11 protein-coding genes are annotated in these 15636 nt (G+C 42.3%); 4 read left to right on the top strand and 7 right to left on the bottom strand.

Going from position 1 to position 15636, the window contains the following annotated elements; genetic code table 11:
* The first annotated feature begins 2 nt into the window (after positions 1 to 2).
* Positions 3 to 953, top strand: coding sequence for a hypothetical protein (locus H8B06_RS04480; RefSeq protein WP_190993115.1), 951 nt, complete (start codon positions 3 to 5; stop codon positions 951 to 953).
* Between the two features lie 174 nt (positions 954 to 1127).
* Entirely contained in the window at positions 1128 to 1820 is a 693-nt protein-coding gene (locus H8B06_RS04475; protein WP_190993114.1) for a hypothetical protein, read from the top strand.
* Between the two features lie 15 nt (positions 1821 to 1835).
* Here the strand turns inward: H8B06_RS04475 and H8B06_RS04470 are convergent, their stop codons facing one another.
* The gene (locus H8B06_RS04470; protein ID WP_317170852.1) at positions 1836 to 2090 is read right to left on the bottom strand and encodes a DUF3050 domain-containing protein; all 255 of its coding nucleotides are present in this window, start codon (positions 2088 to 2090) and stop codon (positions 1836 to 1838) included.
* A gap of 120 nt (positions 2091 to 2210) precedes the next feature.
* Between H8B06_RS04470 and H8B06_RS04465 the strand changes: the two genes are divergently transcribed.
* Positions 2211 to 3173, top strand: a complete 963-nt coding sequence (locus H8B06_RS04465) for a PD40 domain-containing protein (protein WP_190993112.1) — start codon at positions 2211 to 2213, stop codon at positions 3171 to 3173.
* A gap of 58 nt (positions 3174 to 3231) precedes the next feature.
* On the top strand, positions 3232 to 5484 hold the full coding sequence (locus H8B06_RS04460; RefSeq protein ID WP_190993111.1) for an ATP-binding cassette domain-containing protein: 2253 nt from the start codon (positions 3232 to 3234) through the stop codon (positions 5482 to 5484).
* A gap of 297 nt (positions 5485 to 5781) precedes the next feature.
* Here H8B06_RS04460 and H8B06_RS04455 read toward each other — a convergent pair whose 3' ends face one another.
* The 6 genes from H8B06_RS04455 to H8B06_RS04430 form a co-directional block, all read right to left on the bottom strand.
* Complete coding sequence (locus H8B06_RS04455; RefSeq protein ID WP_190993110.1) at positions 5782 to 7056, bottom strand: Gfo/Idh/MocA family protein; 1275 nt, start codon at positions 7054 to 7056, stop codon at positions 5782 to 5784.
* 15 nt (positions 7057 to 7071) lie between these two features.
* On the bottom strand, positions 7072 to 8889 hold the full coding sequence (locus H8B06_RS04450; protein ID WP_190993109.1) for an alpha-L-fucosidase: 1818 nt from the start codon (positions 8887 to 8889) through the stop codon (positions 7072 to 7074).
* A 2-nt stretch (positions 8890 to 8891) separates the two neighbouring features.
* Positions 8892 to 9851, bottom strand: a complete 960-nt coding sequence (locus tag H8B06_RS04445; RefSeq protein ID WP_190993108.1) for an SGNH/GDSL hydrolase family protein — start codon at positions 9849 to 9851, stop codon at positions 8892 to 8894.
* A gap of 12 nt (positions 9852 to 9863) precedes the next feature.
* On the bottom strand, positions 9864 to 11315 hold the full coding sequence (locus H8B06_RS04440) for an alpha-L-fucosidase (RefSeq protein WP_190993107.1): 1452 nt from the start codon (positions 11313 to 11315) through the stop codon (positions 9864 to 9866).
* Positions 11316 to 11319: 4 nt separating this feature from the next.
* Positions 11320 to 13722, bottom strand: coding sequence for a glycoside hydrolase family 31 protein (locus tag H8B06_RS04435; protein ID WP_190993106.1), 2403 nt, complete (start codon positions 13720 to 13722; stop codon positions 11320 to 11322).
* Between the two features lie 67 nt (positions 13723 to 13789).
* Positions 13790 to 15631, bottom strand: a complete 1842-nt coding sequence (locus H8B06_RS04430) for a RagB/SusD family nutrient uptake outer membrane protein (protein WP_190993105.1) — start codon at positions 15629 to 15631, stop codon at positions 13790 to 13792.
* Between the last annotated feature and the right edge of the window lie 5 nt (positions 15632 to 15636).

The following is a 15636-nucleotide window of genomic DNA, read 5'->3' as shown; positions in this document are numbered from 1 at the left end:
TCATGATGAAGCTATTTACCCGTATCAACATCTTTACTGTAGCTATAGTAGTTGCAGTTGCCTGTAAAAAAGAACAACCATTACTACCCTACACCGATATCGTGAACTTCACCGTTGCCATCGATGAAAGTGATATCGTGAAAGGCGCTATAGATGGAGATTCTATTGTCTTATACTGGCCCGTCGGGCAAACGATTCCTGAAACGATCACACCGACAATCCAAGTCGCCGATGGAGCAAGCATTTCGCCAGCGTCAGGAGAAGTGATTTCTCTCGGCGAAGACGTGACCTATACGGTTACTGCAGAAACAGGCTACACAAAAACCTATCGCCTGCGTGTTCCAAACAACCGTCCCAAACCGTATGTCAGAACTTTCGGGGGATTACAAACCTATGAAGGGAAGCAGTATATCTTTCAAAACTTCGGGCTTTCCATTCGTGGCGACTATTTTGATACGTTAGCGGAAGGTGCAAAAGTGTATTTTGTCGACATTGCCGGCAACGATCATGAAGTCGAAATACAACATAGCACCGAACTTGGCTATAATGTTCTGGCAACTGTATTGGGAACCTTCTCCGGCTTAAGGATTGTTTCCTCCGGTTACACTATTTTCTACGAAACATCTCCGTTTGAGGTGGCGGAAAACCCATTTGTAACATTAGTTGCACCAGGATCAACTATATCCGCCAAAGCAGGCGACACCATTACCCTCGCCGGCGTAAAAACAGATAGAGCGGAGAAAATGGAGATTGGGAATTATCTTACCAACACTTACCAATCGGTGTCAATAACCAGTAAAACGGCAACTAGCATTACGTTTCAAATACCGGAAGGCTTTCCGGTGGGTGAGTACAACGAACTTTTGGTTTATTATCCAGCGGGTCCTTACAATGAAGCAGGGCACTCGAGCCTCTATTTGAATACATCAAATAGTATTACCATAACCAACTGATAAAACAGCAAAACGGTATACAGCAAAACAGCATTATGTACACCCGGAGCATACGCTCCGGGTGTTTTATTATTGCTATCGAATGCGATATACGCTCTTCTTATTTCCTAGTATCCACCTGTAAAACCTATTTTTGTTTGATAAATGAAAAAATTATCTTAGCTTGCTTAGTATATGGACAGATCGATACGCATTTCTCAACGTTTCTCCTTATATTGGTTTATCTATTGCATCCTCTTACTCGTTGCACTACAAGCTTGCCAATCATCAAGCAAAAACGATACGCAAGCGAGACAAGCAGACCTTCTCGAGTTACAACCCCGATCGGTCAAATTTCTTTGGCGCGAGGAACAATTCATGGAAGAATACGACGCGACTGTCAGTACCATCATGCTGGACGAAGCCTATGTAGATAGTATATCCGACCCCGAAAAGGCCGCACTAGGCTATGTTGCCACTTTCATCGGCAACGAATGTGCCTGGGATGGCAAAGCAACCGCATCACGCAGCAACCTAAAATGCAAGATACTTACCGCACTAAATCTCGGTTATCAATGTTCAGATACCCACCTTGGCTTCCTGCGCAAGTGGTTTCGTGACGACAAAGCTGTCTTGAAAAAACTGGAAAGCTGTCCCACCATCCCCGATGGTGCTACTTCTCAAGAAACTTTTGACCGGATTGACCTCACCGTTGCTGATGGCAAAATTGCCATCGCTTATGAGGTTACAGGCATCAATACACGGGAAGGTAAACAGTGGACGTGGAAGGCAACAGATCTCTTTATATATCAGAACAATGGCCTAAAGCTGGTCAAGGCCGAAAAGTCGGATCCTGTCATTACCGATTTTGAATGGGACGTTCCGTAAAAAGTTATCAGCTATTTAGTGGTCAGACATTAATCCATCCGCGATAGCATCCCATTTAGATTCGTCATCTCCACCGAGCTCGCGTATCCTCTCCATAGCTAGTGGCCCGTGCTCATCGCCATCTAATTCGATATGCCGTTGGAAATAATATGCCAATGGCTTCATATCTACTTCAGAAAACTGCTGTTGCAATTCACGTAATATAGACGTGAACATATCTGGGATTAAATCTTCCCGCCCGAAAGTAAACGCGGAAGCGATCCCAAACACTCCTAAGCTCCCTTGGCTGGGCGAGATTTGCTATTCGTTATAAAATCCCTGTATTCGTGGATTGACCGATCTACCGAAATAACCGAAATTGGTGTTTTATTTACATAAAGAGGTAAATCGATGAAAACAAATACTATATATCTACTGCTATTGGTATTCCTAGTATTCGGATGTTCAAAAGATTCAGATACGGGTGAACCAAATGATAACGGGATGCTTTCTGGAAAGCTCTTCTTCCAAAACTATGACGGACATACGTCGATAGCGCTTCCCTCCATGACGGAAGTAATATGGAAAACAAGTCGAAGCTGGTATGATTGGGACATATCGCTGGACGGCGAAAACATCCTGGAAATGCGGGATGGCCGAAGTGATGGCATGCCGGACCAAGTCAAATTTACCTACCGACGTTTTGCTGAAGAGCAAGCTATTAACGAGTTCTACTACAGGCCAATAAACGGCGGTACAGTGTACATTTCGGGAACGCTATCACCCGATAAAAGCCTATTTTGCATTGATCCAACATTTGATGAAGGCTTTGTAGTCTTATCACCTCAAGAAGGCAAAATCATTGCCCACATCGAAAGAATAAACAATGAGCAGGTAGATCGCAACTCCAATTCTTGCTGGCTACCCGATAACTCGCTGGTGATCACCTGGAAAAACGCCCTTGTAAGATTCCCGCCTCCTTATACCAAAGGTGAAATCATCAAGGAATTTCCTAATGAGAATTTTGGACAGATTACGGCAGATCGACAAGGAACAAAGCTGGCCATGATTTACCAAAAGCGGATCTGGATACTAAATCTCACAACCGATGAGTTTTACCAAGCTACGGAAAGTCAAGAAAGAGAAGCCAGTCCAGCGTTCTCGCCCGATGGCCGCTTTATCGTGTTCGGAGCTGGACAAACTACAATAGGTGTACCGGGGAGTGTGCCGAGCTATCAAAGTTACATGAAGATCGTCCCTGTCGATGGAAAGACCTATCAAGTGGATACGGATGGTCATGGTGTTATTCCGGTCATTGCTGCAGGAGAAATCTCGTCTGAAGCATTGAAAGGCCCTGTTGTGTGGACAGAATAAAAACTTTCATCCTTATAACGGAACATTTATTGTTAGCTATTTTCAATAGTCAACAAATATGAAACACATTCGCGTCACAAATGCACGTCAAAATAACCTGAAAAATATCTCTTTACAGATACCCAAAAATAAGATAACCGTATTTACAGGTGTGTCCGGTTCGGGTAAATCGTCATTAGTATTTGAGACAATAGGCGCTGAAGCACAAAGACAATTCAACGAAACACAGGGGAGCTTTATCCGAAACCGTTTGCAGCACATTGGCATCCCAGACGTGGATAAAATTGACAACTTAAATGTTCCTAATATTATTAACCAAAAGAGATTAGGAGGAAATGCGAGGTCGACCGTTGGAACAGCCACCGACGTTTATGCATCTTTAAGATTACTTTTCTCCCGTATGGGAAGCCCTTTTGTAGGCTATTCAAATGTCTTTTCATTTAATAACCCTTTAGGAATGTGTAAAGAGTGTGAAGGGCTAGGTTTTGTACAAACCGTCCGTATAGACACCCTTATAGACAAGCATAAGTCTTTAAACGAGGGTGCGATCATGTTTCCGACTTTTCAACCCGGTGGGTGGCGTTTAACGAGATATACGTTATCAGGTTATTTTGACAATGACAAAAAACTTGAAGACTATACGAAGGAGGAATGGAATATACTTTTGAACGCTACCGAACACAAACCGAAGAACCCTAATAAAGAGTGGGGAAAAACAGTCAAGTATGAGGGTATAATACCCCGAATTGAAAAAGCATTTTTAAAGAAACAGTCAAAGGAAAATATTAGTCGAAAAGAAGTTTTAAAAAATATTGTTATCACCAAAACTTGTCCTCTATGTAATGGACAAAGGTTGAATGACAAAATTTTATCCTGTAAAATAAATGGAAAAAACATTGCCGAATGTGCCACTCTTTCGGTAGACGAGCTCTTGGAATTTATTGGTTCTTTGCAGTCGTCGTCCTTTGCGATAATTCTCGACGAACTAAAAAAGAAACTTCAAAACATCGTTCAGATAGGCTTACAATATTTGACATTGGATAGAAGAACAGACACCTTGTCGGGTGGGGAAAGTCAACGCATAAAAATGGTGAGGAACCTTGGAAACAGCCTTACCGATTTACTCTATATTTTTGACGAACCCAGTATTGGACTCCATCCTAAGGATTTGCAAAATATCTCTTCCATTATTAAACAAATACGGGATAAAGGCAATACGGTATTAATCGTTGAGCACGATCCGGATTTAATCAAAATCGCTGATTGGGTTGTTGACATGGGTCCCGAATCAGGAAGAAAAGGCGGAGAAGTTATCTACGAGGGGACATTCGAAAACCTGAAAAATTCAAGAGGGAAAACCGGTCTGTACTTTGCAAAAATCCCAAAAATTAAGGACAAACCCAGAATTTCGAATGAATATTTACAAATCCGAAACGCTAATCTGTATAATCTTAAAAATATCCAGATTGAGATTCCCAAAAATGTCATAACGGTCGTTACAGGAGTTGCCGGTTCAGGCAAAAGTACACTGATCGGCAAGGTACTGCCCAAATTTTATCCAGAAACCACGATAATCGACCAATCGTTATTTGCGGCAAGCATACGCTCAAATCTACTTACCTATCTGGGGTTGTCCGATGATATAAGAAAACTGTTTTCAACGACAAACCATGTATCAGACAGGCTTTTTAGTAGAAATAGCGAAGGAGCCTGCGAAAATTGTAAAGGAATTGGAGTGGTAAAAATTGATCTGGCATTTATGGATGATGTGGAGCAGCCCTGCGAAGTGTGCATAGGCTCTGGCTTCAAACCGCAGGTCTTAACCTATCAATACAACAACAAAAATATCGTCGAAATAATGGATATGACCGTGGAAGAAGCCGTTGATTTTTTCCGCGATGATCGATATCAAAAATCTTTCGACACATTGCTCCAGTTAGGTTTAGGGTATCTTACATTAGGGCAAAGGCTGAGTAGTTTTTCCGGTGGCGAAAGGCAACGATTGAAATTAACCAAAGAACTGAAGAACTCCAATAAAATAATCGTTCTTGATGAGCCAAGCACAGGCTTACACCCAAGCGATGCCAAAAAGTTATTGAACTTTATGAATAGTATCATTCACAACAATAATACGCTCATCGTTATTGAGCATAATCTTGATATAATCGCTCAAGCAGATTGGATAATAGATATCGGGCCTGGAGCAGGCAAATATGGTGGTGAGGTTGTGTTTTCCGGGAATGTTTCAGATTTATTGAAAGATCCTAATTCCATTACAGCCGATTGTTTACGGCGGCATATCAATTTATAATCTGCATATACCTACAGCGACGTACTGAAGTACGTCGCCATAGGTTGAACGCCTCTTTGCTCCCAGTTGTTTTTTGTAATTTCATTTATAGAAGATGCAGTAGAGATAGAAATGCGAAGATTCGTTTTTTGTTAAAATTTACCCATTCGTGTTTTGCAACCATCAGATCAATACGATGAGCGGCGCGATTAATTTAATGATCATAACTTGCTATTATTCCATAAAGATACTCAAGATTATAAAATGACGGGTTGCAAAAAAACAACAAAATAACGTACCAGCGAGTATTATTCCTGACTATAAACTCCAATCTCCTCGATAAGGTCGGCTTCGCATCATATTGGCAAATGGATCGTCAAATTCCTCTTTTACTGGATCCCATCGCAATTTCCTTTGTAACTCATAAGCAATATTAACTGCGTTACAAACTGTCGATGTACGCTGACCGATCTCCACGTCACAAATCGGTTTTGAACGGTTTTGAACAGCTTTCACCCAGTCCTGATAGTGATTATCACTATAATACAGACGCTTATCGTTAACCGTTAAGTTTTGGTCGGCAAGTGCCGTCGGATTTGTTTTTAAAAACGACCGGCCTACTTCTATGATGCCGTCGGTTCCTATGAACTGGATGGCATTAGGTTCTCCCCAATCAACATGATTGACACGTGTACCCTGCTCATAGATATATGTCAAGCCCTTTTCTGCCTGTGGAGCTTCAGGAGGTATAAACTGAACTGGCCCACCATTATCCATACCTAAAGCCCATTGAATAATGTCAAACATATGTGCTCCCCAATCCGTAATATACCCTCCACCAAAATCCCGATATCCTCGCCACCATGCCCATTTATCGTCTTCTATAGGTGGGGATAAAATGGGGTTATAGCCACGGTACAAAGAGGGGCCGATCCACATATCCCAATCTAAATAATCAGGTATAGGAAAGGAAGGCAGGTCACATTGTCTTACGGGCTCCCCTACCGACACATTGATTTCCTTCACATCCCCAATATATCCGTTGTATACCAATTCCGCCGCTTGTCTAAAGTTAAACGACGAACGTTGCATGCTCCCTGTTTGAAAGACAATCTCATATTTCCTGGCGGCGTCCACCATAGCTCTTCCTTCTGCTATGGTCAGGGCTAGTGGTTTTTCGCAATAAATATCTTTTTTTGCTTTGGCTGCATCCACAGCGATCTGCGCATGCCAATGATCTGGCGTTGCGATAACGACAGCATCCACTGATGCTGACGCCAACAGTTCTCGAAAATCTACATATTTACCAATGGAGGAGTTTGATTTCCTCATCGTACTTTGGGCCGTTGCAGCCGCTTTGACAAAGTAATCTAATTTCTTACTATCCACGTCACAAGCCGCCTGAACAACCACCTCCGGGCACCCGTTCAATCCCTCCAACAAATTCAGACTCTGTTTTCCTACACCGATAAAGCCAACTTGAATTTTGTCACTTGGCGCCAAAAATCCGCTTCCGCCCAAGACACTGCGCGGAACAATGGTAAAAGCAACCGCAGACTTCCAACTTCTATCTATAAAATCTCTTCTTTTCATTGTTCTCGTGTTAAATCAATCTTGTTTAGGAACTAAGTTCACAGCACTAATTTCCGGCAAAGCGTTTCCCTCAATAGAGAGCGCTTCCAATACAAACGGAACAAATGGCTCCCCGATTGCTTTTTGCGGTATTTCGATCGTGCCAATTTTTACTTCTTCAAACGCTTTTAATTCCTTTGCTTCAAAGCGGTAAGTTAACTTGGTGCCGTCCGTGTGGAAAACAATTGTTCCTCCGTCTTTAGGTAACGGTAAATAATTTATCAACACATCGTATTCCCCCGGCCGCTGTATCTTTACTTTCCAAGACACTTTATCATCGGTATGGCTCCATCCGGCGAGGGCGTTAGGACGTTTAAAATCATGGCTCGCACCACTTAAACTCATCCCATGTGTCGTATGGATATCGGCGTTATCAGCGGATAGGACAATCCTTCCGTCCGATAATGCCTGTGTCACATTCTCTTCTATCTCCAGAGCTCCCTCGACCTCCATCACCAACACCTTGGGTCCATCCTCCAACGAAAATGAGGGTATAGAAATTCCTATACCTATTTCCTGCGGAACTGCTTCCATCGGAATATCTTCCGACCCCATCTCGTGGAGACTTTTCACGGTATTTTTCAGAGGCACATTAATTACATTACCACTCGGGATATCAAAGACATGTAGATAAAGCTTGTTCCCTTTTATGGTACAATAACCCCAATCCAGCTTTCTAAACGGACTCGCCTGTGTTCCATAAATGGATTCGCTATTTACCGACATCCACTGTCCTACCCTCTCCAATATTTCCATCGCCTGGTCTGGAATCTTACCGTTACCATCAGGCCCCACATTTAAAAGAAAATTTCCACCCTTGCTAACAGTTTCTATCAGCAAATGCATAATCTGTGGAAAACTTTTCCAGTTTTGGTCATGTGCACTATAACCATAACTTTCGTTCATCGTATGATTTACTTCCCAATTGATTCCAGCAATACCTGTAGGTGGGACATATTTCTCTGGTGTTCCAATATCTCCATTTTTATTTTCCAATCCGTTCCAGAACCTATTATTAATCAATATATTCGGCTGCCATTTAATAAGATCCGCTAACATTCTTTTGGTTCCCCAACTTTCGCCTTCATAGTCTTTATTACTAAAATCAGCCCATAATACGTCCAGTGAACCGTAATTGTTTGCCAACTCCTTTACTTGCCCATACAGATAATCCTTGTATCGTTCATGGTCGGGAACATGCCCTGCTGGATTAGGGTTTAACTGAAAAGCTTCATACGAATCTGGATGTTGCCAATCCAATAACGAGTAATAGGCCCCTGTTTTTAGCCCTTCTTGCTGGAAAGCTTCCATAATCTCCCGGTAAAGGTCGCGTCCGGCAGGCGAAAGATTCGCCGTTCCGGTTACATCATTAGCCATAGCAAAAGGTTGCCTACTGTTAAATAAGCTGAAGCCCTCGTGATGGCGTGATGTCAGGATCATATACTTTGCCCCCGACTCTTTCACTAACTTGGCCCATTGTTTCGGATCAAAATCACGCAATGTAAATTTAGGTCTTAAATGTTCTGCATATCGCTTACTAGGTACTTTACCCCAAGTTTGTATCCATTCCGCATAATGCTGTGGATACGTTTTGCCTTCAAAAACACCTCCGGCAGCACTATATAACCCCCAGTGAATAAATATACCGAACCGTGCTTCCTTAAACCAAGCTAGGCGCTTTTCCTGGGTTTCAAGCCATCCTGGAACACCTTCAAAAGGCTCGGATTTACTTTGAGCAGTTAAATCTTTAATGGGTAGCAACAGAAGAAGAAAAATGATAATCTGATATTTCATTGTTATTGAATTTGATTGATGTTTTGTAATTTATGTATTTCATTTTTGATGCGCATACTTTCTTTGTTCGCTTCATCAAGTGGAAGTCCAGCCGGCAATCCCGGTCGTTTATGCCCTGTATATGTTAGCCATGCATTTTTTACTATTTCCTGTCGCTCTTCCAATAATTTATAAAGGGAGTAATAACCGGAAGTAGGATCAAGGCAACGGGATAAAAAATCCTTTGCGGCAAAAGTATCATCGACATAACGTATTAGTTTTTCTGCTATGAACCGATGTCCTTCCAAACCAGGATGTATACCATCTTCTGCTAGTTTAAAATTAGGTTCAAGGGTCTTTTTTGCCATCAGGTAGTCTTGCATAGGAAAATGTATATCTATTACTTCCCAGTTTCTTTCCTTTCGTTGATCAATTAGCCATTGCGCATATCGATTAAGCACGAGGTTATAGCCGTTAAGCCCCAATATAGGATCTTCATGTACACTTGGTGTGATAAAGATGATCCGTTTAACCTGTGCCGCTTTAAGCTTTGTATATAAAGCGGTCATCCCCTCTCTGTAACGCTGAAAATTCGACTCACTAAAAGGCTGATAGATTCCGTCATTCATACCATAGCACGCAAAGACAACGTCCGGTTTTATCCGTTTGATGACATTATCAAGCCTGCTAAACAGCCATGGACGAACAAATGCTCCATCAGCATGACCATCTTCACTAAGACCCGAGACAGTTTCGCTCGGCAATCCTAGATTAATGGTTTCAATTTCTGCGGTTGGAAACGCCGTTATCAAAAAACTTTCGAATAGGGCCACATAGTACCCCGCATACGTTATGCTATTTCCCAAGAACAGTATTTTTTGAGCATCTCGTATGGAAGAAGGATTTTCTAAAGGTCGGGTTTGGCCACTCCCATCGACACCAAAACCTAAAAATAAAACAAAAACGATATAGATGCGGTTCATTACTATCTGGATTTAATTTTGTGTTATTTTTAAGGTATACCCTTTCGGTAATTTCCGAACTAATTTTGGTAGTTTTACTGTAAGTCCTTCTTCTGTTTGTCTAAAAGCAACTTTGCCGACCCCCAGTATCTCCACTTGTTTCACATCAACTTTTCCCCTAGCTAAGCTTTTCACAAGGGCTATATGGCTCTCGGGCAATTCCAGTGATATAGCATAGAGTTGATTCCCACGTTCCGTAAACCAAAAGTCTTCCGATGTGAATTCAGCTTTAAACCCTTCCTTCTCGCGTTGTTCAGTATCTGTTATACTAACGGTCGTCGGACCTTCGCGCTGCACTTTCCAAGGTTTAGATCCGTATATTGCTTGGTTGTTCACCGTCATCCAACTACCGAGTTTTTGTAGGTTGTTCATGACTGTTGGTGCAACATTTCCTTTCGCGTCCGGACCAATGTTTAGCATATAGTTGCCACCTTTACTCACAATTTCAACAAGCCAGTAAAGTAACTCATCTACATTTTTCCAATCTTGATCGTACGCTTTGTACCCCCAGGAATGGTTAAATGTGCCAATGGCTTCCCAAGGTTTATCAAATTGGTCGTCTGTCGCCGGGATACGGTTGTCTCCAGGAATTGCATAATCCCCCATATCATTGCCAATACGTTCAGCGATAATGACATCTGGGTTGATATCATATACCGTTTTATAAAATGCATAGCTCTGTTCCGGTGTCATCAGCCCTGGCATATCGAACCAAATATAACGGATATCCGGATATTGCTCCAGTAATTCTTTTACCTGCGGAATTGCCTTGCTTTTAAGATAAGAAGAAAAGGTATTGGGACTAGGATCCCATAAATTTGCGCCGAAGCCATCCGTATTTTTACCCATCAGATCATTGGCTGCTTTTGTTGTCGCATATTGTGCGTCAGTCCCATCTGCCCAATCAATATTATGGGAGTAATACACCCCGAACTCCAACTGGTGCCGTTTACAGGCTTCATACAATTCCCGCACAATATCACGCTTAAACGGCGTTGCATCCATGATATCGAAATCGCTGACTTTCGACTCGAATAGTGCAAAACCGTCATGGTGTTTGCTAGTGATGACGATATATTTCATTCCGGCTTCCTTGGCCATGGTGACAATATGGTCCGCATCGAAATCGACAGGATTAAATAAAGCGGCTAAATCGGCATATTCTTTTCGGGGGATCTTCGCAACTAACTGTATCCATTCTGCTACACTGGGAATCCCCATTTCCTCCATTGTTTTTCCATTCCATATCCCACCGGGAATAGCATATAACCCCCAATGTATGAACATACCAAATTTTTGCTGCTGGAAGTCCTGTAATGCACGCTCTTTTGATCGATTCATCTTATGCCAATCGTTTTCCATCGATTGACATAATACTTTACCACTCCAGAGAGCGATCAATAATAACATTATAAAATATTTCATACACCTAATCCTCCATTGAAATTTTTAACAACTGCTGCCTATGAATATCCGATTGCTGTACCGAAACATGTAATACACCCTTTTTCGTTTCCCAAGTTTCGAGTAACCGACCATTTAATTCGACGCGGGAAGGCGTACGATGCTCATTAAACACAATCTCATAAACTCGTTTTTCTAACATTCCTTCGTATGAACCTACTGCGGGAGATATGATGAATTCGATTTCATTTTCTTCTTCTTTGCATTCGAAGTAAATTTTGGAAATCTTTGCTTGTTCAAAATCAAACGATACACCATCGTCTTCCAATAAAGTGTATGCACTGCTCCCTGCCGGATAAACCTTCAAGATTAGTGTGTCTAACGAATTTTGACCAACATATTGCATCGGCTTTTGGAACGGAATTATGGCACCAGCCTTCACAAAAAGCTGACCACCAGTATGTGCAGGAATGCTTGGCGAAACGGTCTGCCCACCCTTTATCTTTTCACCCGACCAATAGTTCACCCATTTACCTGCCGGCAAATAGATAGAATCTGTAAACGCACTAACCAACAGATGTTCTCCAAACATAAACTGCGTCGTCATATTTTCCACTTCCTTATCCTGTGGAAATACTAAGGGCATTGCCCGCAGGATGGGCATTCCAGTTTGGCTGCCGTATATAGCGGTTGAGTAGATATACGGCAATAAGCTGTTACGCAATTGTGCATAGAAGCGGAATGTTTCCTTGTATTCCGGAGAAAAATACCAAGGATAATGCATACTTGCCCAACTATTGATTTGCACCCATGGCAGGAAAAACCCAAAATGAAAACCTGCTTTCACATCTTCTACCGCATCCAATACATCCGCAGAAGTATTAAGGAATCCGCTCAAACCGAGATTCAGTTGGTCATAGAGTGCATCCCGACCACCGCCATTATCACCGGCGGTGGATGCTCCCCAATGTTGGCTTCCAGCATATCCGCCACAATAGTGATGAAAAGACCGAACTCCTTTATGTTCGCGGAAAACACGATACATCTGTTTGGGCAACAACACTTGATTTAAATTGTGCATTTCCCGGTCCGTATATCCATTGTAATATATTCTATCGGGATGCTCGTCCAACGTACGTCCCGGATCTAGCTTAAACCCCTCTATTCCCTGATCAACAAATTTCATCAGATGGGGGAACCAATGCGCTTGGCCCGATTGTTTACCGCCGTGTTGAGCAGCCAAATGATCTTCCTCTTCAATACTCAGATCATGATCGATACACAACCATAACGCTACATGGTAACCTAGCTGGCGTAATTTGGATAAAAATAACTGTTTGTTCTCATAACGGTTACCTTCGCCTTTCTGCCAGAAAAAGTAAGCCGGAAATTTGGACAGATCCCAATCTTTCTCCGCAGAATAATCATAAAATTTAGCCATCCACTGCGGTTCGATCCAATATACATCAACCGGAATATTTTCCTTTCGGAACTGTACTGCATTGTTCAACATCCGGAATTGATCTTCCATCATATTCCCTCCGAACGCTAATCCATAAGCCCATTTAGGTAACAGATATGGCTTACCCGTTATCGTGGTATACAGATCGATGGTGTTTTCCAAGGAATGCCCCGTCATCAAATAAAAGTCAACTGTTCCATCCGTATTGTACACGTAAAGTTGATCTTCTTTAAAATGTCCTACATCAAAATAGTTCAAAGCCGTGGTATTGTTGAAAATCCCCCAACCACCTGAGCTAACAAGAAATGGCGAAACCATATCCGACTGCTGATACGTCGCCCATATTCGCAGGAGTGATCCTCGGTGCTCAATAGCTTTACGACTGGCCGCACCAGCACCATAGAAACGTTCATCTGGTCTAATCGATAGACGCGCTATAGCCGGTTCTAAGGGGTTTTCTCCTTGTTTAACAACTTCCGAAATGCGATCTTCGCTTGTCGTATCTCCGATAATTTCCCTTTTGGTTAGTGCTTGCTCATAATCCGTCACAGCTTCATGCAACCCTTTGTAGGTTTTATTCCCCTTTTCCAATACCGACAAACGGGTGATAATTTCCCTTCCAGATTGCGACCTAAGGACAATCTCCCCATCTTTCCCATTGATTTCCAACAGATTTTGATCTGTTGTTATCCGGTAATCCGAACCATGCTTTATTACTTTTGTTTTACCATCCCAATCTTTCTTTACAATTCCATAGCGCTCCATCAATGTTTCGGGAAAACTGTTCGACGGTGAAACTCTTATTCTGAATGTTTGGTTATTACACGTTTGTATATTTAAAAAATTGCCATTTGAAAGTTCAATAGTATGTCCTTGCCCAAACGAACGCATCCCCAACGAACAGCTTAACGCTATCATCACCAGCCAGCCCATACGGAGAGCTAACTTCCATTTTATATTCATCATATTTCTTAAATTAAAGCTGTGCGGCTATATATACCGCACAACCTATTAGAACAGACTGATTGACCGATCAATAACCAGGATTTTGTATGAGTAAATCGTTTTTGAGTATTTCATCGCGCATAATGGGAAAGAAATACAACTTGTTATCCCAAATTCTCAAATCACCAGGAATCTGAATACGATTATACACAGGAGTGCCCCATGTTGATCCATCAGGCTGCCGATAAGACGCGACTTGTGTTCTATTCACCGTATAACGGATATCTACCCCGTGTGTTTGATGAGCAGCCTCGGGTCCGATAAGCCATCTTCTTACATCCCAAAAGCGGTGGTCTTCAAAAGCAAGTTCTATACGACGCTCCTGTCTAATTGCTTTCCGTAAAGCGTCTCCGTTGGTCGTTTCAGGTAAATCGGGTTGTCCCGCACGCTTACGCACCCTATTGACATAATCCCTTGCTTCCGCGTCTTCACCCAGTTCGTTACACGCCTCCGCATAGATCAATAGTATCTCAGCATACCGCATGTACCGAAATGGTATATCTTGCTTTTTCCCATCCGTCGGCGAAATGGTGGGATCCACCGCTTTACGGAGATAATATCCAGAATAACTACCGTTCCAATCCTCAATTGGTCCTTTCCTGGTATCTAGGCCAGCTTTGATCAGGGTACCGTTAGTGTTATAAACATATCCTGTCTGAATCTTGCTATAAGGATCCATCACCAGCGCATCCGAAGGTCGAGTCGCCCATTGTACCCCTTCGTAAAGCACCGTAGCATAAAACCGCGCATCACGATCAACGTAAGGATTCGCTTTGTGCACTGGATTTCCCCAATCGAATTTAGAACCGTCCTTCATTTCGTAGTCATCCACCAGATCGCCGATAGGATTCTGGTTGCCTGTTCCATGATATCCATTTGGATTGGACGCAATAACGGGATCTACCCAACCGCCGGTTGACGTTTTGGGTGTATAGTGTATCGTTATCATATCTTCCGCTGTCAATTCTTTCATGAGAAAATAATCAGCAATGGTTTGTGGAATAGAATCCCCTTCGGCGGGATCAGCAGCATATAAACTATACGTTTGCATATCGATAACCGCTTTGGCAGCATTTTTTGCCAGCCTCCAGCGATCAGTAGCAGAACCGTTAGTATAACCTAACAATTCGGGATTGGCATAACCATGGAGTATAGCGCCATTTTTCTCGGGATTATGCAGATCGCTTGCAGCGTATACCAATACTTTAGCTTTAAACCCTAGCGCCCCACCTTTCGTAATCCGCCCGGCTCTATCTGCTGAATAACTTTCCGGCAACAACGAAGCAGCACTATCAAGCTGCGAAACGATAAAATCTATACATTCCGCATAGTTATTCCGGGGAAGAAGAAAATCGTCATTTAGTCCGTACACATCTGTAACGATCGGAACACCACCATAAAGCGTTGTTAAATAATGATAAGTAGCCGCACGCATAAAATAAACTTCCCCTTTCAGCCGATTGGAAAATTCTGGATCATCCGCAGCAATCTCCTCGATTTTCGAGAAAAATATATTGGTCTGCCTAATATTGGCATATAGCGAATTCCAATTTAAATGAGCTGTAGCGTATGTTGCAGGCCAAGTATACAAATTATCCGAAGTAATTAATCCCTTATTAAAATTGCCTGTACCCCAATCCGGCACAAAATGGGATTCATCGCTGTAATCCGAAAGACGCCAAGCGGCAAAAGGTGTTCCGAAAACGTTTATATACATTTTGTTTACAAATGTTTCCGCTAAGTTCAAATCTTTCCAGACGTTGGTTTCCGAATATTCACCCAGCGGTTCTAAGTCCAGAAAATCCTTATCACATGCCACGTGGATGCAAAGACAAAAAAATATGATCGTTTTAATAAGTAGCTTTTTCATTTTCA

The sequence above is a fragment of the Sphingobacterium micropteri genome, assembly GCF_014692515.1.
In the GTDB taxonomy this organism is placed as follows: domain Bacteria; phylum Bacteroidota; class Bacteroidia; order Sphingobacteriales; family Sphingobacteriaceae; genus Sphingobacterium; species Sphingobacterium micropteri.
This window is presented reverse-complemented; position numbering and strand designations above follow the sequence as displayed.